Source organism: Sphingobium wenxiniae, assembly GCF_007830065.1.
Classification (GTDB): Bacteria; Pseudomonadota; Alphaproteobacteria; order Sphingomonadales; family Sphingomonadaceae; genus Sphingobium; species Sphingobium wenxiniae.
Map to the genome: position 1 here is coordinate 77,647 of NZ_VLKK01000007.1, position 20,252 is coordinate 97,898.

At 65.6% G+C, this 20,252-nt stretch carries 23 protein-coding genes and 3 pseudogenes; 9 read left to right on the forward strand and 17 right to left on the reverse strand.

The genetic code is table 11. The features are described 5' to 3' along the window. Nucleotides 1-47 precede the first annotated feature (47 nt). The 3 genes and pseudogenes from IQ35_RS10920 to ygfZ all read right to left on the reverse strand — a co-directional run. A pseudogene (locus IQ35_RS10920) lies at nt 48-242 on the reverse strand (DUF983 domain-containing protein); the annotation flags it as partial. Between the two features lie 140 nt (nt 243-382). Continuing rightward, nucleotides 383-1,129, reverse strand: coding sequence for a glutaminyl-peptide cyclotransferase (locus tag IQ35_RS10925; protein WP_145073500.1), 747 nt, complete (start codon nt 1,127-1,129; stop codon nt 383-385). After that, complete coding sequence (ygfZ, locus tag IQ35_RS10930) at nt 1,126-1,863, reverse strand: CAF17-like 4Fe-4S cluster assembly/insertion protein YgfZ (RefSeq protein WP_145073504.1); 738 nt, start codon at nt 1,861-1,863, stop codon at nt 1,126-1,128. Before ygfZ ends, IQ35_RS10925 begins: the two co-directional genes overlap by 4 nt. A 48-nt stretch (nt 1,864-1,911) precedes the next feature. Here ygfZ and IQ35_RS10935 point away from each other — a divergent pair, with 48 nt between their 5' ends. Continuing rightward, nucleotides 1,912-3,243, forward strand: coding sequence for a dihydroorotase (locus IQ35_RS10935; protein WP_145073507.1), 1,332 nt, complete (start codon nt 1,912-1,914; stop codon nt 3,241-3,243). Here the strand turns inward: IQ35_RS10935 and rarD are convergent. Together rarD and IQ35_RS10945 are read right to left on the reverse strand one after the other, a co-directional pair. Next, complete coding sequence (gene rarD, locus IQ35_RS10940; protein ID WP_145073691.1) at nt 3,240-4,121, reverse strand: EamA family transporter RarD; 882 nt, start codon at nt 4,119-4,121, stop codon at nt 3,240-3,242. The genes IQ35_RS10935 and rarD overlap by 4 nt on opposite strands. A gap of 26 nt (nt 4,122-4,147) precedes the next feature. Next, complete coding sequence (locus tag IQ35_RS10945) at nt 4,148-4,369, reverse strand: hypothetical protein (protein WP_031291090.1); 222 nt, start codon at nt 4,367-4,369, stop codon at nt 4,148-4,150. Nucleotides 4,370-4,529: 160 nt separating this feature from the next. Here IQ35_RS10945 and IQ35_RS10950 point away from each other — a divergent pair, with 160 nt between their 5' ends. The 7 genes from IQ35_RS10950 to IQ35_RS10980 all read left to right on the forward strand — a co-directional run bounded on the left by IQ35_RS10950 (nt 4,530) and on the right by IQ35_RS10980 (nt 9,597). Beyond that, nucleotides 4,530-5,276 carry a hypothetical protein gene (locus IQ35_RS10950; protein WP_145073510.1) on the forward strand — a complete coding sequence of 249 codons (747 nt, stop codon included), beginning with the start codon at nt 4,530-4,532 and terminating at the stop codon, nt 5,274-5,276. A 138-nt stretch (nt 5,277-5,414) separates the two neighbouring features. Then, on the forward strand, nt 5,415-5,798 hold the full coding sequence (crcB, locus tag IQ35_RS10955; RefSeq protein WP_145073513.1) for a fluoride efflux transporter CrcB: 384 nt from the start codon (nt 5,415-5,417) through the stop codon (nt 5,796-5,798). Next, the gene (locus IQ35_RS10960) at nt 5,795-7,141 is read left to right on the forward strand and encodes an RluA family pseudouridine synthase (protein WP_145073516.1); all 1,347 of its coding nucleotides are present in this window, start codon (nt 5,795-5,797) and stop codon (nt 7,139-7,141) included. The genes crcB and IQ35_RS10960 overlap by 4 nt, the downstream gene beginning before the upstream one ends. Continuing rightward, entirely contained in the window at nt 7,138-7,800 is a 663-nt protein-coding gene (locus IQ35_RS10965; protein ID WP_021245028.1) for an HAD-IA family hydrolase, read from the forward strand. Before IQ35_RS10960 ends, IQ35_RS10965 begins: the two co-directional genes overlap by 4 nt. Then, nucleotides 7,793-8,056 carry a hypothetical protein gene (locus tag IQ35_RS10970; protein WP_021245027.1) on the forward strand — a complete coding sequence of 88 codons (264 nt, stop codon included), beginning with the start codon at nt 7,793-7,795 and terminating at the stop codon, nt 8,054-8,056. Before IQ35_RS10965 ends, IQ35_RS10970 begins: the two co-directional genes overlap by 8 nt. Continuing rightward, nucleotides 8,053-8,748, forward strand: coding sequence for an ATP12 family chaperone protein (locus IQ35_RS10975; RefSeq protein WP_145073519.1), 696 nt, complete (start codon nt 8,053-8,055; stop codon nt 8,746-8,748). Before IQ35_RS10970 ends, IQ35_RS10975 begins: the two co-directional genes overlap by 4 nt. Nucleotides 8,749-8,844: 96 nt before the next feature. After that, entirely contained in the window at nt 8,845-9,597 is a 753-nt protein-coding gene (locus IQ35_RS10980) for a hypothetical protein (RefSeq protein ID WP_031291089.1), read from the forward strand. Nucleotides 9,598-9,645: 48 nt separating this feature from the next. Here IQ35_RS10980 and IQ35_RS10985 read toward each other — a convergent pair whose 3' ends face one another. The 7 genes and pseudogenes from IQ35_RS10985 to IQ35_RS11015 all read right to left on the reverse strand — a co-directional run bounded on the left by IQ35_RS10985 (nt 9,646) and on the right by IQ35_RS11015 (nt 16,900). Beyond that, the gene (locus IQ35_RS10985; protein WP_145073522.1) at nt 9,646-10,329 is read right to left on the reverse strand and encodes a murein L,D-transpeptidase catalytic domain family protein; all 684 of its coding nucleotides are present in this window, start codon (nt 10,327-10,329) and stop codon (nt 9,646-9,648) included. A 52-nt stretch (nt 10,330-10,381) separates the two neighbouring features. Beyond that, complete coding sequence (locus IQ35_RS10990) at nt 10,382-10,693, reverse strand: hypothetical protein (protein WP_021245023.1); 312 nt, start codon at nt 10,691-10,693, stop codon at nt 10,382-10,384. A 4-nt stretch (nt 10,694-10,697) separates the two neighbouring features. After that, nucleotides 10,698-12,179, reverse strand: a complete 1,482-nt coding sequence (locus IQ35_RS10995) for a L,D-transpeptidase family protein (protein WP_031291086.1) — start codon at nt 12,177-12,179, stop codon at nt 10,698-10,700. A gap of 137 nt (nt 12,180-12,316) precedes the next feature. After that, on the reverse strand, nt 12,317-12,889 hold the full coding sequence (locus tag IQ35_RS11000; RefSeq protein WP_031291085.1) for a hypothetical protein: 573 nt from the start codon (nt 12,887-12,889) through the stop codon (nt 12,317-12,319). A gap of 475 nt (nt 12,890-13,364) precedes the next feature. Beyond that, nucleotides 13,365-13,652, reverse strand: coding sequence for a hypothetical protein (locus IQ35_RS11005; RefSeq protein WP_145073525.1), 288 nt, complete (start codon nt 13,650-13,652; stop codon nt 13,365-13,367). A gap of 113 nt (nt 13,653-13,765) precedes the next feature. Further along, a pseudogene (locus IQ35_RS11010) lies at nt 13,766-15,169 on the reverse strand (acetyl-CoA carboxylase biotin carboxylase subunit); the annotation flags it as partial. 108 nt (nt 15,170-15,277) lie between these two features. Beyond that, the gene (locus IQ35_RS11015; RefSeq protein WP_145073531.1) at nt 15,278-16,900 is read right to left on the reverse strand and encodes an acyl-CoA carboxylase subunit beta; all 1,623 of its coding nucleotides are present in this window, start codon (nt 16,898-16,900) and stop codon (nt 15,278-15,280) included. Between the two features lie 171 nt (nt 16,901-17,071). Here IQ35_RS11015 and IQ35_RS11020 point away from each other — a divergent pair, with 171 nt between their 5' ends. Beyond that, nucleotides 17,072-17,296: an acyl-CoA carboxylase biotin carboxyl carrier protein subunit gene (locus IQ35_RS11020; RefSeq protein WP_145073534.1), complete on the forward strand. Its 225-nt coding sequence runs from the start codon at nt 17,072-17,074 to the stop codon at nt 17,294-17,296. A 10-nt stretch (nt 17,297-17,306) separates the two neighbouring features. On the opposite strand, the gene IQ35_RS21990 is transcribed toward IQ35_RS11020, so the two are convergent. The 5 genes and pseudogenes from IQ35_RS21990 to hisF form a co-directional block, all read right to left on the reverse strand. Further along, nucleotides 17,307-17,831 carry an IclR family transcriptional regulator domain-containing protein gene (locus IQ35_RS21990; RefSeq protein ID WP_059140364.1) on the reverse strand — a complete coding sequence of 175 codons (525 nt, stop codon included), beginning with the start codon at nt 17,829-17,831 and terminating at the stop codon, nt 17,307-17,309. Between the two features lie 59 nt (nt 17,832-17,890). After that, nucleotides 17,891-18,109, reverse strand: a pseudogene (locus IQ35_RS21995) (helix-turn-helix domain-containing protein); the annotation flags it as partial. 553 nt (nt 18,110-18,662) lie between these two features. Continuing rightward, on the reverse strand, nt 18,663-18,986 hold the full coding sequence (locus IQ35_RS11040; protein WP_145073537.1) for a phosphoribosyl-ATP diphosphatase: 324 nt from the start codon (nt 18,984-18,986) through the stop codon (nt 18,663-18,665). 58 nt (nt 18,987-19,044) lie between these two features. Continuing rightward, a complete protein-coding gene (locus tag IQ35_RS11045; protein ID WP_145073694.1) occupies nt 19,045-19,314 on the reverse strand; it encodes a PEP-CTERM sorting domain-containing protein in 270 nt (89 codons plus the stop codon). 153 nt (nt 19,315-19,467) lie between these two features. Continuing rightward, complete coding sequence (gene hisF, locus IQ35_RS11050) at nt 19,468-20,232, reverse strand: imidazole glycerol phosphate synthase subunit HisF (protein WP_021245011.1); 765 nt, start codon at nt 20,230-20,232, stop codon at nt 19,468-19,470. Nucleotides 20,233-20,252 lie beyond the last annotated feature (20 nt).

A 20,252-nucleotide genomic window follows, 5' to 3' on the forward strand; every position in this document is an offset into this window, starting at 1 on the left:
CCGGTTTTATCCGCGATGCGGCCTTCGCGCGCCCTGTTGCGATATTCGAGGGTCAGGAAAGCCGCCGGTCCGTCGCCGACGTTGAACTGTTCATAATCAAGCCCGCATGGGCGGCAGGACGGCGCGAAACGCACCGGCCCCGCGAAGAGCGCGGGCGCGGAGCAGCGCGGGCACATGCCCTTCACCGCCGCGCGGAGGAGGGGGACCGCCGCGGAAGAGGCCGGATCATCCTGCGTCGCCATCGCTTCCTCCCATACTGCCCAAGCCCCGAAAGAAGGCGACTATGTAGCCTGCAAATGCCGATCATGCGACGGTTGTTTTCGGGCAGGAGGGGACATCCTGGGAAGAGAGATGGCGAAGCAAGTCATGCGCTTCGCTTCGCCTATCTCTCCACGCGGATCTCGAACAGCTTGGGCCAGTTCTTCCCCGTGACGAACAGCCGGTCGCCCGCCGCGTCATAGGCGATGCCGTTCGCCACGGCTTCGCTGTCGCGCACGCCCGCGTCTTTCAGCAGCGGCGCGATGTCGATCCAGTCGATGACGCCGCCGGTGCGCGGGTCGATGCGGGCGATTCGGGTGTCGTACCAGATGTTCGCCCAGACCTCTCCCCTCACCCATTCCAGTTCGTTGAGCCGGTCGACCGGGCGGCCGTTCCAGGTGACGGTGATGCGGCGCTCTTCCGTCAGCGTGTCGGGATCGAGGAAGCGAAGCTGCGCGCTGCCGTCGCTCATGATAAGGCTGCGTCCGTCCTGCGTCAGGCCCCAGCCCTCGCCCTTGTAGCGGAAGGTCGAGACGGGAGAGAAATCCCCCAGCTTCCACACGAAGCCGCGCTCATGCTGCCATGTCAGGCTGACGATCCGGTCCTTCCAGTGGGCGATGCCCTCCCCGAAATAGGGGCGGGCAAGGGTGCGGCGCTGGAGAACCCTGCCGTCCTTCAGGCGGACCTTGCGGATTTCCGACCGGCCCGCGAGTCCCGTGCTTTCGTAGAGCGCGCCGTCATGGAAGAACAGGCCCTCGGTGAAGGCGGCGGGGTCATGGGGATAGCTTTTGACAAGCTCCCATGGCGTGTCGGCCCGCGCTGGCGCGATCAGGAACAGCGCGCCGATGAGCGCGAGCGGGAGGCGCTTCATCCGGCGGCCCGCTCTCCGATGGCGGCGGCGAGCCAGCCGGGCAGCGCGGCGGGGTCCAGACCCTCCACCCGGCGCAACTCGATGGAAAGGCCCAGGTCCGGCAGGGCGGCGCGCTGGCGCTTTTCGTCGGCCTCCCCCAGCGGCACGGCGATGAGGCGGCGGCTCACCTTGTTGCGGTAATGCATCCGCGCGGTGTTTTCCTGCCCGACATAGCAGCCCTTGTCATAGTCGACGCCGTGCAGTTCCTCCGCATTGGTTTCGAGCCAGAGCGTCTGGTCCTGCCCCAGTTCCGCCGCGCCCTCGAACACGCCCAATGACAGCCGATGGGCGCGGAAGGCGGGGGAGGCGTCGCCTTCCTCCGGCGCGGCCAGCCAGCGATGGCCGAGCGCGGGCAGGCGCGGATCGAGCGGCCTGTCGGCGGCATCGAGCGACCAATGCACGGCAAGGCCCTCCTCCCGCGCGATCGTCACCTTGCGGCGCAGGCGGTAGAGGGTGAGGCGTTTCGCCAGCGCGTCGGCCTGGCTTCCTTCGCAGTCGATCAGCACATCATCGCCGTCCGCCCACAGGATGAAGTCGAACAGCGCCTTTCCCTGCGGCGTCAGCAGGCCGGTCCAGCGCGGCTCGCCCTCTTTCAAGCCCGGCACGTCGCGCGTCAGCAGGCCCTGGAGGAAGGAGCGGGCGTCCTCGCCCGAAATTCTCAAGATCGCGCGGTCGCGAAGGGTGGTGCCGGTCATCGGCTTTAGGTAGGACAGGCGCGTCCCATATCCAAGCGGTGAACCATCATGGCCCAGACTTTCGACCTGATCCTCAAGAACGGCACCGTGCACACGCCGGGCGGCGCGGAAAGCGTGGATGTGGGCGTGCGGGGCGGGCGGATCGCCGCCATCGGCACAGGGCTGGGCGACGCGGGCGAGGTGATCGACTGCGCGGGCCTGGACGTGCTGCCCGGCTGCATCGACAGCCAGGTGCATTTCCGCGAGCCGGGCCTCGAATATAAGGAAGACCTCGAATCGGGCAGCCGCGCGGCGGTGCTGGGCGGCGTCACGGCCGTGTTCGAAATGCCCAACACCAATCCCAATACCGACAGCGCCGAACGCGTCCATGACAAGCTGTCCCGCGCGCACCATCGCATGTGGTGCGATCATGCCTTCTATGTCGGCGCGACGGCGGACAATGCCGAGCAACTCGGGGAACTGGAGCGTATCCCCGGCACGGCGGGGGTGAAGATCTTCATGGGCGCATCGACCGGCAGCCTGCTGGTGGACGACGACGATGCGCTTTCCCGCGTGCTGGCGAGCGGCTGGCGGCGCGTCGCCATCCATGCCGAGGACGAGGCGCGGATGAATGCGCGTAAGGATCTGCGCGTGGAGGGCGATCCGTCCTCCCACCCCGTCTGGCGCGACGATGAAAGCGCGATGATCGCCACGAAGCGCATCATCGCCCTTGCCCGCAAGGCGCGGCGGCGCATCCACATATTGCATGTGACGACGCCCGCCGAACTGGAATATATCGGCCAGAACAAGGACATCGCGACCTGCGAGGTGACGCCGCAGCATCTGACATTGGCGGCGGAGGATGCCTATCCGCGCCTTGGCACCCATGCCCAGATGAACCCGCCGATCCGGTCCGGCGCGCACCGCGAGGGTCTCTGGCGCTGGCTCAATCAGGGCGTGCCCGATGTGCTGGGCAGCGACCATGCGCCCCATACCATTGAGGAAAAAGCGAAGGTCTATCCCGCCTCGCCCAGCGGGATGCCGGGGGTGCAGACGCTCGTGCCGCTGCTGCTCAACCATGTGGCGGAGGGGCGGCTCACGCTGCGTCGCTTCATCGAACTCACTTCTTCCGGACCGCAGCGCGTGTTCGGGCTGGTGGGCAAGGGCCGGATCGCGCTCGGCTATGACGCCGACTTCACCGTGGTCGACCTCAAGAAACGGTGGACGGTCGGGAGCGACTGGCTCGCCTCACGCTGCGGCTGGTCGCCTTTCGAGGGCATGGACCTCACCGGCAAGGCGGTCGGGACGATCATTCGCGGCCATCGCGTGATGTGGGAAGACGCCCTCGCCAACGAAGCCGTGGGCGAGCCGGTGCGTTTCGAAGCGACGGAATTTTCCTAAGCCGTCGCCGGCCGATTGCGGCGGGCGGCGGCCATGCTGTCGCTGGCGAACAGGATGAGGCCCAGCCAGATCAGCGCGAAGCTCACCATCTGGCCATGGCTCAGCGTCTCGCCGAACAGCAGCACGCCGCACAGGAACTGCAATAAAGGCGCGACGAATTGCAGCAGGCCCAGCGTCGCCATCGGCAGGCGATGCGCGGCCACGGCGAACAGCACCAGCGGCACCGTCGTCATCGCGCCGCTCACCACCAGCATGACGGTGGTAAAGCTGTCCTGACCGAACGCCAGCCCACCATGCCCCGCCAGCCAGCCGAGATAGGCGAGCGCAACGGGCGTCAGGATCAGCGTTTCCGCGCCAAGGCCCGCCATCGGCGCAACCGGCGTGAGCTTGCGGACCAGCCCATAAAAGGCGAAGGAAAGCGCCAGCATGACACTGATCCACAGGGTCGTCAGCGCCGCCGCCGCCATGATCGCGACGCCGATGGCGGCCACGCCGATCGCCAGCGTCTGCCCGCGTCGCAGCCTTTCCTTGAGCACCAGCACGCCCAGCGCGACATTGACCAGCGGGTTGAGGAAATAGCCCAGGCTCGCGGCGACCACATGATCGTCGTTGACCGCCCAGATATAGGTCGTCCAGTTGATCGCGATGAAGAGCGAACTGGCCGTGAGCGGCAGCAGCAGGCGCGGCGTCGAAAGCGCCGCCCACAGCGGACCGAGCGCCCGGCGTGCCGCCAGCAATATCAGAATCAGGACCAGCGACCAGATGACCCGCTGCGCCACCAGTTCGAACGGGCCGACATGGTGGAGCAGCTTGAAGAAGATGGGGAGCAGGCCCCACAGGCCGTAGGCCGCCAGCGCGGCCAGAAAGCCGCTGCGCATCTCATCCGCCGGCTGCCGGCTGGCGCTCAAAGCAGCCCGCCGCCCACGAACAGCCTGAGCGCGCCGAAGGCCGCGACGATCAGGCAGAAATTGCGTCCGCCATTTTTGGACGAGACCATGCCGACGAACGCGCCGACCAGCGCCATCGGCACCAATATCCAGTTGAGCGCGCCCAGCAGGGGCAGCACGGCGGGGATCATCAGGATCAGGGTGACAAGGCCGATCAGGGCAGACAGAATGTTGAGCATGGCGGTCAAATGGCCCTTCCGCCGCATCAGGGCAAGCATCCCGGGGATGCCATTGCGCACGAACTGGCCTGACAGGCTCAAAAATTTCCACGATTCACCAAAAGTCCTAACGGAAAATTAACTTCCGTTCTTCATGCCTTGTTTACGAAGGAGTGAAGCTATGGCGTTTTCCCGGTCTTTCTGCGCGGCGGCTGTTCTGATGACCTTGCCGCTGGCTGCCTGCGGCAAGGATGACAAGGACGCCAATCTCGCCGCGCTCGATGCGCAGCTCACGAATAATATGGTCGATCCGGCGCTCAAAAGCGCGCTGGCCGACCAGATCGTCGTCGATCCCAAGCTCACCGGCCAGTCCAACCGCAACGCCGTGCGCCCCGCCGACAGGCCCGCCAACGCCGCGCTGCCGGTGTTGACGGGCGACGCGGCCAAGGCGCTGGCGGAAGCGGTCAAGCGCGCCGGCGGCAGATTGCTTGCCGCGCCCGCTCCGGCGCAGGGCGGGCAGATGGAATCGGCCGTGACGCTGGGCGCGCTCGCCCGCGAACAGGCGCAGCGGACCGGCGGCAGGAATTGCAGCAAGCAGCTCGTCTACGGCAACCAATGGTCGCAGCGCCTGCCCGATCCCTTCACCCTCTATCCCGGCGCGCAACTGCTGGAAGCGGCGGGGGCGGAGAAGGACGGCTGCACCCTGCGCGCCGCCAGCTTCACCACGCCGGTGCCGAAAAAGAGCGTGATCGACTATTATTTCACGCAGGCCCGCCGCGCCGGTTTCGATGCCGAACATCGCATCATCGACGGCGACAATGTGCTGGGCGGCACGCGCAAGGATGACGGCGCGGCCTATTTCCTGCTGTTCACCGACGCGCCGGGCGGCAGGACCAATGTCGACATCATCGCCGATAACGGCCGCTGAATCGAACCGATTTCGCGCATAGCCGCCGCCTCTTTTAGGAAAATCGTGCTCCCGCGCAGGCAGGAGCATGACGCCTTCCAGCCAAACGTCCGCATAGCGCCATTTCCTTTGCCGCGTTTTGGCTTTAGGGCGGGCGGCATGAACAATCTGCTTCTCGTCATGGGCGGCGGCGCGGTCGGGTCCGCGCTGCGTTACCTGCTGGGGCGGCTGGCCGGGCACATGCTGCCGGGCGCGGCCTGGCCCTGGGGGACATTCGCCGCGAACCTGTTGGGCGGCCTTGCCATGGGCCTGCTGGCGGGATGGCTGGCGCGGTTCAGCACCGTGTCGGGCGAGCCGGTCCGGCTGCTGCTGGGCGTGGGCCTGCTGGGCGGTTTCACGACCTTTTCCTCCTTCAGCCTCGAAACCATGCTGATGATCGAGCGCGGGCAGATGGCGATGGCGCTGGGCTATGCGCTGTTTTCGGTGGTCTGCGCCGTGGGCGCGCTGGCCGGCGGCCTCATGTTCATGCGGAGCGTCGCATGAAGGGGCGCCCTCCCGGCAAGCCGTCCGGCCCTTCGCGTGGGCGCAATCCCGGCGGCACGGGTAAATCGGGCGCAACGGGCCGTGCGCGCGGCGGGGCCAAGGCGGCGCAGGCGCGCAAGTCCGATGGCGTAAAGCCGGCATCCCGGTCTCAGGCCAAGCCGCAATCGAAAACCGCGCCCGCTATAGCCAAGGCCCCCGCAAAGGCCGTGCCGGGCAAGGGCGTGACGCTCGACGTGCGGCAATATCGGGTGAGCGCGGACGATGACGGCATCCGCCTCGACCGCTGGTTCCAGCGGCATCTGCCCGATGTCGGCTTCAACATCGTGTCGCGCTGGTCGCGCACCGGCCAGCTTCGCGTCGACGGCGCGCGCGCCGCGCCGGGCGACCGCATCGCCGAAGGGCAAATGATCCGCGTGCCGCCCGCCGAACCGAAAGCAGCGCCGGCGGACAAGCCGAAACGCGCCCGCGTCATCGACCTGACGCCCGACGAGATCGCCTTCGCGCAGGACATGGTCATCCATCGCGACGGGCAGGCCATCGTCATCAACAAGCCGCCGGGCCTCGCCACGCAGGGCGGGACCAGGACGGACGATCATGTCGACAAGCTGCTCGACGGGCTGACGTTCGAACTGGAGACACGGCCCAAGCTGGTGCACCGGCTGGACAAGGACACGTCCGGCGCTTTGCTGATCGCCCGCACGTCGCGCTCCGCCGCCTATTTTGCCAAGGCGTTTTCCAGCCGCACCGCGCGCAAGGTCTATTGGGCCATCGTCATGGGCGTTCCCTCCATCGAGGACGGCATGGTCGAACTGCCGCTCGCCAAGCAGCCGGGCACGGGCGGCGAGAAGATGCATGTGGACGAGGCGGAGGGGCTGCCCTCCCGCTCGCGCTACCGCGTGATCGAGCGCGCGGGCAACCGCGCCGCCTGGATCGAGCTGCAACCCTATACCGGCCGCACGCACCAGCTTCGCGTGCATATGGCGGCCATCGGCCATCCGATCGTCGGCGACGGCAAATATGGCGGCAAGGACGCGTTCCTGTCCGGCTCGATCAGCCGCAAGATGCACCTCCATGCCCGCCGCATCCGGGTGGATCATCCCGATGGCGGACGGATCGACGTGAAGGCGGACCTGCCGGACCACTTCGCCGCCAGCCTCGTTTCGCTGGGTTTCGACCTGTCGGCGGGCGACCTGCCGCTGGACGATGAGATCGAACGCACGGTGACGCGCGAGGATGAGAAGAAGTTCGCCCGCCAGCACGCCAAGCAGGTGCGCAAGGAGCGTCGCGGCGAGCGGCGCTCGCGCGGCGGCGCGGATGCGAAAGCGCCCGGGCGGCGCAAATGAGCAACCGGCTGGCGGTCTTCGATTGCGACGGCACGCTGGTCGACAGCCAGCACAGCATCTGCGCGGCGATGACCCGCGCCTTCGAGGAGCAGAAGCTGCCCGCGCCCGACCGGCTGGCGATCCTGTCGGTGGTGGGGCTTTCCCTGCCCCATGCCATGGCGCGGCTGCTGCCCGACGCGGAGCCGGATTTCCACGACCATCTGTCCGAACGCTACAAGCTGGCCTTCCAGCAGATGCGCCGGGACAAGGCGGTGTCGGAGCCGCTCTATCCCGGCATCGCCGACCTCATCGGGCGGCTGGACGGCGACGGCTGGCTGCTGGGCGTGGCGACGGGGAAGTCGGATCGCGGCCTGGCCCTGTGCCTCGCGAACCACGGCATCGCCGCGCATTTCGTGACGCTTCAGACCGCCGACCGCCACCCGTCAAAGCCCCATCCCTCCATGCTGCTGACCGCCATGGCCGAAGCGGGCGCGGTCCCTGAAAACACCGTGATGATCGGCGACACGGTGTTCGACATCGACATGGGGCTTGCGGCGGGCGTCCGGTCCATCGGCGTCGGCTGGGGCTATCATGCGCCCGCCGAACTGGTCGCGGCGGGCGCTGTGGCCGTGGCGATGGACAGCGGCGAATTGCACGGCCATATCGGCGCGCATGGATGAAGTAACGCCCCCGCCTCCGCCCCCGGTCGATCCCGAGAAGGTCGCGCGCCAGCGATTTTTCGCCATCGGCCTTTTCCGCCTGTCCGGCGCGTTCATCGTGATGTTCGGCCTGCTGATCCTGATGCAGCGCTTTTCCTGGGTGCAGGGCGGCAAGGCCAAGGCGATGGGGTCGATCCTCGTCCTCGTCGGCCTCGTCCAATATATGATCGTCCCGCGCCTGCTGCTCAGCCTCTTTCGTCAGAAGCCGCCGGAATGAAGCGTTTCTACAAGGACGCCGCGGTGGCGGCCGGCGATGGGGGCTATGGCATCCAGCTGGACGGCAAGCCCGTTCGGACTCCCGCGCGCGCCTTGCTGGCCCTGCCGAACGTCGCGCTGGCGCAAGCCGTGGCGGCGGAATGGCGCGCGCAGGGCGACAGCCTCGATCCGCGTTCCATGCCCTTCACCGGCCTTGCCAACGCGGCCATCGACCGGATCGCGCCCGATCGCGAAGCCTTCGCGGCGGGGATCGCGCGCTATGCCGAAACGGACCTGCTCTGCTATCGTGCCGATGGTCCGGAGGCGCTGGCCGCGCGGCAGGCGGCGGCGTGGGACCGGCTGCTGGACTGGGCGCGGGCGCGCTATGACGTGACCTTCCGCGTGACGCAGGGCGTCCTCCACGTCGCCCAGCCGTCCGAGACCCTGGAGCGGCTGGGGGCGGCTGTCGCGGCCTTCGATCCCTTCACGCTCGCCGGGCTTTCCACTTTGGTGACGCTCAGCGGATCGCTGGTCTGCGGTCTGGCGGTGGTGGAAGGCGGCCATGTGCCGGACGCGGTATGGGCCGCCGCGGAGATCGACGAAAGCTGGCAGACCGAGCAGTGGGGCGAGGACGCCGAAGCCGCTGCCCGCGCCGCCCGCCGCCGCGAGGAGTTTGCCACGAACTGCGCCTTTTGCGCGTTGACACGATCCTGACGGGCTGGGAACCGGCCGCCCATTTCGTTCATTATCCCTGTTGAAGGCGTTTGTTGCGCCGACCCGGAACAATTGAACGAAAATGGAGAGTTGGTTTTGTCCCGTGCTGTTTATGTCGCCCTGACGACCCTTGCCGCGCCGTTGGCGCTGGCCGCGCCCGCACAGGCGCAGGATGCTCCCGCTCCGGCTCAGCAAGCCGCCCCTGCGGAAACCGCCCCCGCTGCGGGCCAGATGACGCCGGAGCAGATCGCCGCCTTCAACCAGGCCGTCACCGACTTCACGGCGGGCCAGCAGGCGCAGCAGGCGGGCGACAATGCGGCCGCGGCCGCGAAATATGAAGCCGCCCTGCCCGCGATCCGCACGGCCGTCCAGGCGCAGCCCGACAAGATCGACAATGTGAATTTCCTCGCCAACGCGCTCTATGCCGATGCCGCCGCGCAGGGCGCGCAAGGCCGGATGGACAAGGTGATCGCCCTTTACGGCGAATCGCTGCCCCATTGGCGCAAGCTCGTCGAAGCCAAGCCCGCCGACGCGGCCAGCCGCAATATCCTGGCGGGCATCCTGATCCAGCTCGGCAATCAGAAGCTGGCGGCCAAGGACATGACGGGCGCCGATCCCTATTACAAGGAAGCGCTCACCCTGGCCCGCAAGTCCGTGGCGGAAAATGCGGCGGACAAGACCAACAAGAACATCCTGCTGTCCGCCCTGATCGGCGCGAGCCAGACCGCCAATGACGAGGCTCTCCGCAAGGAAGCGCTGGACATGGGCAAGGCGATGATGGCGGACGGCACGATCGACGCCATCAACAAGCCGTCGATCGAGGCGATGACCGGCCAGAAAGCGGGCTGATCCGTTTTCCGTCCGGGCGTTGAGGCGTCCGGACGGACGGAGCTTTCCTCAAGCCCCCGCCACCGTGATCTTGTCGGCATAGACCATGCGGCCCGGCCCCAGCAGGCCGATCAACTGCGGCAGCATGTGCCGCGCGACCGCCAGGCAGCCCTCGCTCCGCCCGCATTTGCCCCAGGCGGCGATATGGTCCTCGCTCACATAATCCGCGCCATGGACGACGATGGCGCGATTTTCGGCGTTGTTGTTGGTCGGGTCGAGGCCGATGAGGCGCATCGCCTGTCCATGCTGGCCGAAATAGATATCTCCCGTCCGATAGGCGCCCGACGAACTGGCCAGCGAATTGGGTTCGTTGGAAAAGCTGTGGAGCCACCCCGAATGGCCGGGGTCCGAACCGCGGCCATGCGCGACCAGATAGGAACTGGACTGCCCGCCGATCAGGTCGACCACATGCAGGCGCAAATCGCGCGAGGGCGCGTTGAAATCGGCAATGGCGATTCGGTCGCGCAGGGTGAAGGCATGGGCGTGGCTGTCCAGCGCGGCCTTCGCCTTTTCCAGCAGGCGCGCATAGGGCTTGCCCGCGAAGGAAACGACGCGCGGCGCGGCGGGAACCGGCGCTGGCGGCGGGTTTTTGGGAAGAAGCCCTTCCGGCGCGGCGGCTTTGCCGATGCTGTCGGAAAGAAACGATAAGGCCAGTCCGCTCAAAGCGAACTTTGTAAAACTGCGGCGATCCATGGAATTGATATAGCAGAGCGGCGGCCCCGGTCCAAGACCGCCGTGATGCAGCCTATCCGCCCGCGTTGCTCGCTTCGTCCGCATGACGGTCCGCGTCGGCCTGGGATGGCAGGCGGGACGTCATGCCGGTGGCGGCGGCATCGTCCAGCATCTGCTGGTCTTCGGACACCGCGGGCGGCGGCGCGGCCGGGGCTGTATTGGTGACGTTCTGGCTCGGCTCGGGCACGGTATCCGGTTCGTCGATGATGACATTCTCGACCGGCGGCTCGACCAGATTGTTGGCCGCGGGCGCCTCCTCCTGCTTCTTGCCGCAGGCGGAGAGGGCGAGCGCGCCGGCGAGGGCGATGAGGGCGATCTTGCGCATGGGGTCAATCCTTGGATGCGATGGCGGTCGAATGGTCGGCGGTGGGATCGACGCGGCGGCTGGACGCCTCGATCTTCTGGGCGAGCAGCTTGTCCCAGCCATAGGGGTCGGACCGGAAGTTCATCACCCCGTCGCTCCCCGCAAAAGCGGTCCAGTAGAGCAGGTAGACGGCCACTTCCTGCGGCAGGGACACGCGCTGCGTCTTGCCTTCGTCGATCAGCGTCTGGATCTGCCCCGCCAGCTTCGGATCGCCCGTCACCATCATCTCGGCAAGCGGCACCGGCTTTTCCAGGCGGATGCAGCCATGGCTGGCGAGCCGGTCATAGCTCTGGAACTTCGCCCGCGCGGGCGTGTCGTGCAGATAGACCGCGAAGGGATTGTTGAAATCGAACTTCAACCGGCCCAGCGCGCTGTTGGGTCCTGCGGGCTGGACGATGCGCTGCCCCCCCTCCGGCGTGCCGATGATCTTGTATCCCTGCCGCAGCAGCGTGGCGCGGCCCTTGGGAAACAGCTCCTTCCTGGCGATGGAGGCGGGGACGTTCCACGGCGGGTTGACGACGATGGAATGGATGCTGGACGACAGCATCGGCGTCTGGTTGTCCGGACTGCCGGTGACGGCGCGCATGGATTTCACCGGCTGGTCGCCTTCGAACATGGTGAGCACGGCGGCGGCGATGTTCACCTGAACCCGGTTGACCGGCAGGCTGCGCGGCATCCAGCGCCAGCGTTCCATATTCGCCATGATCGCGGCGATCCGGTCCTCCACGGGCACATTGAGTTCAGCGAGCGTCCGCGCGCCGAGCTGGCCCGTGGGATTGAGGCCATAGCGGCGCTGGGCGCGCTGGAGCGCGTCCACCAGCTTTTCGTCCGGCGTCACGGCCTTGTCCTCGATGGCGAGGCGCTTGCGGATCGCGTCGGGGGAGGCATCGGCGGAGAGCTTCGGCCAGCCGCCGCTGTCGCGAATGCGCTCATAATTGGCGAGTCCCTTGCGAAGGCCGTCATAGCCCGAATAGGGCGGCGTCAGACCGGCGGCCCATTGCGGCAGCCGGTCCTCCGCAATCGCCTTCGCCAGAGAGGGGCGCGGGTCGAAAGGGGCGGGCCGCAGCGCCCAGATGTTGAGGAAGTCGGCGGTGCTTACCCGCCCGGTGCTGAGCGCCCGCGCGCGGTCCAGCGTGGCGGACAGCAGCGCATCGCCGGTCAGCGCGGCGGCGGCCTTGCTCTTCGCCATCAGTCCTTCGGCCGCACCCCTGCGGAGCCAGTCGTTGAGCCAGCTTTCCTGCGCGGACGACAGCGGCGGCAGCGGCACGGGCGGCGGGGTCACGATGACGGGCGGCGCGACCGGCGCGACCGGCGCGGGAATAGCGGGCTGCGGCGCCACGACCGGCGGCAGAATGGATGTCGGCGCGGGCGGCTTCGCGGCAACGGGCACGACGGCGAAGGCCAGCAGCGCGCCGCCGGAAAGAAGGATCAGATCGGGACGGTTCATGCTGGACCAGATAGCGCAAAGCCCGGAGCGGTCAAACTTATGATCGCGGAAAAAGATGATGCGCCACGTCGTTCGCCATCCGACTATGTCTTTCCCGCAACGCTGGAGGGGATTGGAAGCGCGGCCTCCCCGGCCTGTCAATGAACGGTGTCGCCCACGGGCAAGGCTGCGGTCTTGCCCTCCATCAGCTTCGCGGCGATCAGCCCTGCCGCGGCCAGCCCCACGAAATCGCTCAAAGCAAGATAGAGGATATAGCCCCATGGCGCATGGTTGAAAACCGCCTGCCCGACATGCGGCCACAGCACCGCCGCCAGCGCGAACAGCACCGCCACCCGTGCCCGGCTGCCGAAATCCGCCGCCGTGAAGCGCAGCGCCAACGCGATGATCACGCCCACGACCAGCGCCAGCACGAACCCGCCGATCAGCGCCGACCCGTCCGTCACCGGATAGCCGCCGCTATTGTAGAAGATCGTGGCGATCGGCCCCTTGCCGAACAGCACCGTACCCTGCGCCGTCGCGGGATCGGGCACGACATAGACGCCGGTGCCGGTGGCGTTCAGCGCCTGCGCCATGGCGGCCTGAAGATTGGCGCTGGCCTCGGCCGGCGCGCGATGGAACGCCAGCGCGCCCAGCGGCGTGCCCCAGAAGATGAAGCCTATGATATAAAGCGCAAAACCGCCCAGCAGTCCGCCCAGGATCGTCCGCACCATGATGCCCTCCATACGCCTGTTGCAAGGAAGCTGGAACAGAAACGCGCCTGAGGCAATATCTATCCGAAGGAAGCTCGCAGCCGTTCCCGAATGGTATTTCGACTGCTCTTTCACGGCTGAAACACGGGTTCGATTGCGTAGGGGGTCATCAATCAGGCGGCGGCTTCCTGTTGAGAAATTCTATGATTGCATGAGTCCGAGCATTGTTCATTTTTTCCTCCCCAAACAAACGGTCGTGTTTTTTGCTGAGCAGTTCAAAATGCCGAAAAGCACCGTTCCCAATCCGGTTATCCGTGTCCGGATGCCGAATTATGCAAAGCATCTTCCCTGTGGGTGCAAAGGTGCCACGCTATCGGGCGGCGCCAAAATGGAGAGGCGCAGTTTCCATCAGGAATTCGATCGATATGATGGAGGCGCCAGGGCGCCGGCTGGCCGATGCCCTGCCGAATAGAGCGAGACCCAAAAGGCCGGCCGTTCAGCCTTTCAGTTCGCGGGCGAAGTCACGCCACAGCCTTGGCCCCCAGCAGTCCTGGTCTTCGCCCCAGACGGTCTGGCCATCGAAGGACCATTTCACAAGATTGCACCAGCACAACATGCTGGCGTAGCTCATGCTCATGAACCGGCTTTCGACGGTTCCCTGAGCGGAAAATTCGCGGCCCAGTTCATCGGTCGCGGTCACCTCCAAACGGCTGGCGCGTCCCTGCGCATCGCGCGTCACCGTCCGCTTGCCTGAGGCAAGTCTGGACCAGACGCCATCGCGCATCAAAAATCCGCTGATGACCTTGTCGATTCCGCTGTGGCCGGTTCCCGAGACGGAGAGGAACGCATGATGTCGTTTGATCCGGCGGATCGCGATCCCCCTCCGCCCTGAAAGAAGGCTGCCGCGGCAGCGATCATTGTGCCCGGCGTCCCGAGTTTGAGGTCGATGGCATGGCGGTCGAGGAAGGCCGTATCGATGTCACCGTGCACGAAATCGCGGTGCCGCAAAACCCGCGCGAGAAACGGGGTGTTCGATTGCACCCCGGCCACCTCGATGGCATCAAGGGCCGTCGCCAGCCGTTCGAGCGCGGCGGCTCGGTCGGGGCCGTGCGCGATGACCTTGGCGATCATCGGATCATAATAGGGCGTGACGCTATCGCCCTCGGCCACGCCCGTATCGATGCGCAGGCCCTCCCCGTCGTCGGGAAACGAAAGACGCAGCAACTGTCCGGCCGAGGGCATGAAGTTGCGAGCGGGGTCCTCGGCATAGAGTCTCGCCTCCACGGCATGGCCGGACAGCGCGATCCGTTCCTGCGGAAGCGGTAAGGGCTCACCGGCCGCGATCCGCAATTGCCATTCCACCAGATCCTGCCCGGTAACCGCCTCCGTTACCGGATGCTCCACTTGCAGGCGGGTATTCATCTCCATGAAATAGAAGCGGTCGGGCCGCAAGCCTTCGGTCACGTCCGCAATGAACTCGATAGTGCCCGCGCCCACATAGCCGATCGCCCGGGCGGCGGCGGCCGCCGCCTCGCCCATCGCGCGCCGCATATGCTCCGCCATTCCAGGCGCCGGCGCTTCTTCGATCACTTTCTGATGGCGCCGCTGGATCGAACAGTCGCGTTCAAAAAGATGCACGACCTCCCCCGAGGCATCGGCGAAAATCTGTACTTCGATATGGCGTGGCCGGACGAGATATTTCTCGATCAGAACCCGGTCGTCGCCAAAGGCGGCCGCCGCCTCTCTTCGTGCGCCGTCGACGGCGGCAGCGAAGGCGGCAGCGTCATCGACCCGCCTCATGCCCTTGCCGCCTCCGCCCGCGACCGCCTTGATCAATATCGGCCAGCCGATCGCTTCCGCTTGACCGAGCAGATGGGCCTCATCCTGATTGTCGCCATGATAGCCGGGCACCACGGGAACAGCCGCCCCGATCATCAACGCCTTGGCCGCGCTCTTGAGCCCCATCGCCCGAATCGCGGCGGGCGGCGGCCCGATAAAGATCAGGCCCGCCGCCGCGCACGCCTCCGCGAATTCGGCGCGTTCGGACAGAAAACCATAGCCTGGATGGACGGCATCAGCGCCACTCTTCCCGGCCGCCGCAATGATCCGTTCGATCACCAGATAGCTGTCGCGGGCCGGCGCCGGACCGATGCCAATGGCTTCATCTGCCATGCGGACATGCAACGCGCCGGCGTCGGCATCCGAATAGACCGCGACGGTTGCAACGCCCAGCCGGCGGCAGGTTCGCATGATGCGGCACGCAATCTCGCCGCGGTTGGCGATCAGGACCTTCCGGATCATCGCGGTCGATCCCTTGCGCCCGATCATCTTTATTCGGTGCCCCGCATGTCGGTCATGCGCCGGCGCAGCTCGAACTTCTTGATCTTGCCGAGAGGAGTTCGCGGGAAATCATCGACACATTCCAGCGATTCGGGCCATTTCTGCTTTGCCAGGCCAATGGTTTTCAGATGATCCTTGATCCCGGCGAGCGTCGGCGGACTTGCGCCGTCCGCGACCCGGATGACGGCATGCGCCCGCTCGCTCGTGCGGGGCGATGACATCGTGGATATAATGGTGTCCCGCCGCCTCCCAGGGACTGTTCGCTGCGCGCATTTCCCTAATCAGGGTCTCGCGGAGTTCAGGATCGGCATCCGGTTCGCGCAGCTTGCGGGCATGCGCGATATTCACGGCCACTTCGGGCGCGACAAAGCCGATGTCGGCGGTCGGCCAGGCAAAGTGCCAGTCCATGCCCATGCGGGGTCCGCCCATGCTGAAATAGCCCGCGCCATAAGCCTTGCGCAATACTACCGATACTTTGGGCACGGTGGCCGCGCTGAGCGCGACCCATTGGGTGGAGATGCGTCCGGCCATTCGCCGCTCCTCCGCCTTGCGGCTGACAAAGAAGCCGGGCGTGTCGCACAGGAAGACAAGCGGAATGTTGAAGGAGTCGCACAGGATGATGAAGCTGGTGATCTTGTCCGCGCCATCGAAACCCATCGCGCCGCCATTGCCGAGCGGATTATTGGCAACGACGCCGACCGTGTGACCGTCAAGCCGCGCCAGCGCCGTGATGACGCTGCGATCGAACAGCGGTTTCAGTTCCAGGAACCGGCCGTGGTCGAAGAGGATGCGTAGCGCCGCCCGCATGTCGTAACCGCGACGGGGCTGCGTCGGGATGATCGATGCGAGCTTGCCCTGACGATCGGCGGCGGGATCATCCCGGTCTGCGGACCGCGGCGGAAGCGCGTCATTGTGCGATGGCATGTAAGAGAGGAAATCGCGCACCAGAGCAATCGCGTCGGCGTCGGTATCCGCAACCTGATCGGCGAGTCCGGTCACCTTGGCATGGACCTCCCATCCGCCCAGTTCCTCGGCAGTGACCTTCTCCGTCGTGGCGATTTCGAGCGCCCGGGGACTCGATACCGCCATGCAAGTGCCTTTGACTTGCACCACGAGATCGGATTGCGCGGCAGAGAAGGCGGACTCGCCAAATGCATTGCCCATGATCGCGGTGACCAGCGGCACGCGCCGCTGGCGCTTGCCGAACGCGCCGGGCGGGGATGGATAGGAGATGATACCGACCGGGGTCAGGATATCGGGAATTCGTCCTCCACCGGACTCCGCAAACAATATAAGCGGATAGCCTTTTTCAAAGGCCGTCGAAGAGACCTGATCCATTTTTCGCGCGCCGGAGCGTCCGCCCGCGCCCGCCAGGGTGGTGGCATCATTACCGATCACTGCCACCGGCCGACCATCGACCGTGCCGAATCCGGCAACCTTGCCATCGGCCGGTGTTTCCCCGCATATGCCGGGCATGTCCGAATGGTTCAGGAGTCCCACCTCGAAGAAGCTGCCCATGTCGAGCAGCGCATCCACCCGATCCCGGACTGTCAGCCGACCACCCTGCTCCTGTTCTCCTGCCTTGTGGCGTGCGACGCGTTCGGCGCCGCCCATCGACCGGCCATGGTTTCGACGAGCCTCCAGATCGGTCGCTATTGTATGGATTGGATCGGTATCTTCGGTGGCTGGCATCGTGACTGGCTATCCTGATCGTGACAGCCGCATTCTACCGAAGGCCACGTTACAGGCTCAACTGCGGCAGGGTCATATCCATCACAGGACCGATTGAAATCCCGGCGTCGTTGGGGCCGTGCCTGCCACGCTTTGCAATAGAGTGAGGAGAAACTCAGAAAGGCGGATCCTATGGCGATAGTGCGTATCTTCAGCGAGACAGCAGGTGCCGTCTGGAAGGTATCCGTGCGGATCGGCGATCCCGTAGCGGAAGGCGAACCAGTCATCATTCTGGAATCGATGAAGATGGAATTTCCCGTGACCTGTCCGAAAGACGGGATTGTTGAAAGCCTGACGGTCGAGGAGGGGCAAATGGTGGTTGAAGGACAGTTGCTCGGGACGATCGCAACGCTTTAGGGCGGCAATGCTAGGCGTCGAGCCTCCGATAGGTTTCCGCGGCCTTGACGACTATCTTCTGAATGCTGTCTCGGTGTTGGCGCATCGATGCGATGGGCGCGGCGACGCCCACCGACAAATCCATCTCCCGGTTGCTTACGCAAAGCGGTGCGGCCAGCGCGGCCGTGCCGAATTGTGCCGCCTCGATATAGGAGAATCCGTTTCTCCGGGCTTCACAGGCCAGCGCCGCGACGCGCGGATAAGCGACACTGTTGCCGATCCGGCCCTCCGGGGGATAGAGCGGCGCGACGATCTTCCAAAGTTCATCGGCCGAATGTTGGCTTAGCATGGCGAACCCCGTGCTGCACGCCGTCACTGGGACATGGGCGCCGACAGACATGGTAAGCGGTATCGAAAGCCCGCTCGGTTCGACATAGATATAGTGGGAATAGGCTCCGCGACGCGTCGCGAGCACAGCCGTTTCACCTGTCGCTGTCCTGATGTCCTTGAGCAACTTCCAGAGGGCGCCATCACGAAATATATCGGCCGTACCCAAAGACCCATGAAGCTCACCTTGCTACTCAATGTATATGTTCGATCGACGGGATCGAAATGCAAATACCCCAGCACCAACAATGTCTGAACCAAGCCCGACACACTTGATTGAGGATAATCCAGATAGCGCGCCAGTTCGACGACCGACACCGGGCGCCGGATCGTATCCATGAACTCAATAACCTGCATAGCTCTGGCGGCAGATTTCACCACATCTTCGCCAAGTTTTATCCGGGGAAGAGATACTTTTTTCGTGACTTGTTTACGTGGACGGCCCATGACTATGGCAATTCCCGTATACAAAAAGCAGCGTTACGGGCCGATTGGCACTCGCCTTCGAAATCTATTCTTGCAGCCATCGTCAAGCCGACGGCTGCGTATCGATCCGCAACGCCATTTCACGGATTCCTCTCACGACCAACATTGTGGCCTTATAAAACCTGTTACGCAACCTGGAAGAAGTTCGTCAAGGAGGGCCGGCTCGGCAAGAGCCTCTCACTTTGAGTCATCGTGGCAAGTGACGTGAACTGGATCGTGTCCACGACATGGAGTAGTTCGCGAGTCGATCAGCGATATCCATTGCGCCGAGCAGATCACGCGTCATCGCGGCGTGCATATCTCGATCAACCGACTCGAAAGCGACATCCGCGCGTTCACCGAGGGGCACAATGAAAACCAAAGCCTATCGATGGACCAAGTCCGCCGACGACATCCTCACCTCCGTCAAGCGCTTCTGCCGAACGGTAGACCGGACGTTATGCAGCGAACTTAGTTTGTCGTAGCGGGTTGCGATGGGGCGCCAGCCAAAATGTCACCGCAGCCCAGCGCACGATCACATTTGCTCGCGACGCGAGGCCTTCTCCGTCAGCCCCGACAACCCTTCGCGCCGATCCAGCTCATCCAGCACGCTATCGAGCGATATGCCGCAATCGGCCAGCAGGACGAGGAGGTGGAACAGCAGGTCCGCGCTTTCGCCGACGGTTTCGGCGCGATCGCCGGCAAGGGCCGCGATGACGGTTTCGACCGCCTCTTCGCCGACCTTCTGCGCGATCTTGCCGCGCCCCCTGGAGGTCAGCTTCGCCACATAGGATTGCGACGGATCGGCGCGCCGCCGCTGGGCGATGGTCTGTTCCAACTGATGAAGGGTCGCGCGCATGGCCGCCATCAAGCGCCCGGCACGCGGCCCGTCAACAGGAAATCGGTTCGCCCGGCGCTTATTTGCGCTTGCGGCGGGCGCGGACGGCGCGGAAGCCCAGCGCCGCGACGCCCATGGCGAAGAGGCCGAGCTGTTCCGGCTCGGGAACCGGCGTCGCGCCGCCCGACGAGCTGGAACCGCCCGAACTGGAACCGCCCGAGCTGGAGGACGAGGAAGACGAACCGCCGCACTGCTTCCACAAGCCGCAGCCGAAAGTCGCCTGAGCGGGCGCTGCCGCGCCCATCAGGCCGACGACACCAGCGGCGAGAAGCATCTTGTTCACTTTCATCATCTTACTCCCTGTTTCCCGTAAACGTGATGCAGAGAATTAAGCAGAAGCTGTGCCAAAGCCGGGAAATGACGGATTCCCGTGGCGGAAATGCGTTAACGCGCGTCCGGGCGTTCTGGTTAATGTAAAATAAGCCGACGCTTTGCGGCTTTTTCAGGCCGACCGCACCGGCACGCCCGCCGCCGCCAGCGCCCGATGCGCCTGCGCTATGGTGTATTGACCGAAGTGGAAGATGGATGCGGCGAGCACCGCGCTCGCATGACCTTCGATCACGCCGGCCACCAGATGATCGAGCGTGCCGACGCCGCCGCTGGCGATCACGGGCACCGATACGGCGTCGGCGATGGCGCGGGTGAGGGCGATGTCATAGCCCTGTTTCGTGCCGTCGCCGTCCATCGACGTGACCAGCAGCTCGCCCGCCCCCAGTTCGGCAAGGCGCATCGCGTGCTCCAGCGCGTCGATGCCGGTGGGCCTGCGCCCGCCATGGGTGAAGATTTCCCAGCGGCCTTCCCCGACCCGCCGCGCATCGACCGAGCCGACGACGCACTGGCTGCCGAAACGGTCGGCGATATCGGCGACCAGTTCGGGCCGCGCCACGGCGGCGCTGTTCACCGCCACCTTGTCCGCCCCCGCGAGGAGCAGCGCGCGCGCGTCCTCCGGGCTGCGGACGCCGCCGCCCACGGTCACGGGCATGAAGCACACCTCCGCCGTGCGGCGCACCACGTCGAGGATGGTCCCGCGCGCCTCCTGCGTGGCGGTGATGTCGAGGAAGCAGAGTTCATCCGCGCCCGCCGCGTCATAGACCCTGGCCTGTTCCACCGGATCGCCCGCATCGCGCAGGTCGACGAAATTGACCCCCTTGACCACCCGGCCGTTGGCGACGTCGAGACAGGGAATGACGCGGGTGCGGACGGTCATGCTATGCTCCCACCGCCGTT

Coding starts and splice junctions, on each gene's coding strand:
- IQ35_RS11040 (WP_145073537.1), bottom strand. CDS start 18,986: ATGCGCGCGACCCTTCATCAGTTGGAACAGACCATCGCCCAGCGGCGG.
- rarD (WP_145073691.1), bottom strand. CDS start 4,121: ATGCGCAGCGGCTTTCTGGCCGCGCTGGCGGCCTACGGCCTGTGGGGC.
- IQ35_RS10965 (WP_021245028.1), top strand. CDS start 7,138: ATGAGCAACCGGCTGGCGGTCTTCGATTGCGACGGCACGCTGGTCGAC.
- IQ35_RS10985 (WP_145073522.1), bottom strand. CDS start 10,329: ATGGATCGCCGCAGTTTTACAAAGTTCGCTTTGAGCGGACTGGCCTTA.
- IQ35_RS10970 (WP_021245027.1), top strand. CDS start 7,793: ATGGATGAAGTAACGCCCCCGCCTCCGCCCCCGGTCGATCCCGAGAAG.
- IQ35_RS10990 (WP_021245023.1), bottom strand. CDS start 10,693: ATGCGCAAGATCGCCCTCATCGCCCTCGCCGGCGCGCTCGCCCTCTCC.
- crcB (WP_145073513.1), top strand. CDS start 5,415: ATGAACAATCTGCTTCTCGTCATGGGCGGCGGCGCGGTCGGGTCCGCG.
- ygfZ (WP_145073504.1), bottom strand. CDS start 1,863: ATGACCGGCACCACCCTTCGCGACCGCGCGATCTTGAGAATTTCGGGC.
- IQ35_RS10935 (WP_145073507.1), top strand. CDS start 1,912: ATGGCCCAGACTTTCGACCTGATCCTCAAGAACGGCACCGTGCACACG.
- IQ35_RS10925 (WP_145073500.1), bottom strand. CDS start 1,129: ATGAAGCGCCTCCCGCTCGCGCTCATCGGCGCGCTGTTCCTGATCGCG.
- IQ35_RS10960 (WP_145073516.1), top strand. CDS start 5,795: ATGAAGGGGCGCCCTCCCGGCAAGCCGTCCGGCCCTTCGCGTGGGCGC.
- IQ35_RS11045 (WP_145073694.1), bottom strand. CDS start 19,314: ATGAAAGTGAACAAGATGCTTCTCGCCGCTGGTGTCGTCGGCCTGATG.
- IQ35_RS11015 (WP_145073531.1), bottom strand. CDS start 16,900: ATGCCAGCCACCGAAGATACCGATCCAATCCATACAATAGCGACCGAT.
- IQ35_RS10945 (WP_031291090.1), bottom strand. CDS start 4,369: ATGCTCAACATTCTGTCTGCCCTGATCGGCCTTGTCACCCTGATCCTG.
- IQ35_RS11000 (WP_031291085.1), bottom strand. CDS start 12,889: ATGGTGCGGACGATCCTGGGCGGACTGCTGGGCGGTTTTGCGCTTTAT.
- IQ35_RS11020 (WP_145073534.1), top strand. CDS start 17,072: ATGGCGATAGTGCGTATCTTCAGCGAGACAGCAGGTGCCGTCTGGAAG.
- hisF (WP_021245011.1), bottom strand. CDS start 20,232: ATGACCGTCCGCACCCGCGTCATTCCCTGTCTCGACGTCGCCAACGGC.
- IQ35_RS10975 (WP_145073519.1), top strand. CDS start 8,053: ATGAAGCGTTTCTACAAGGACGCCGCGGTGGCGGCCGGCGATGGGGGC.
- IQ35_RS10995 (WP_031291086.1), bottom strand. CDS start 12,179: ATGAACCGTCCCGATCTGATCCTTCTTTCCGGCGGCGCGCTGCTGGCC.
- IQ35_RS11005 (WP_145073525.1), bottom strand. CDS start 13,652: ATGCGCGATGGCGTCTGGTCCAGACTTGCCTCAGGCAAGCGGACGGTG.
- IQ35_RS10950 (WP_145073510.1), top strand. CDS start 4,530: ATGGCGTTTTCCCGGTCTTTCTGCGCGGCGGCTGTTCTGATGACCTTG.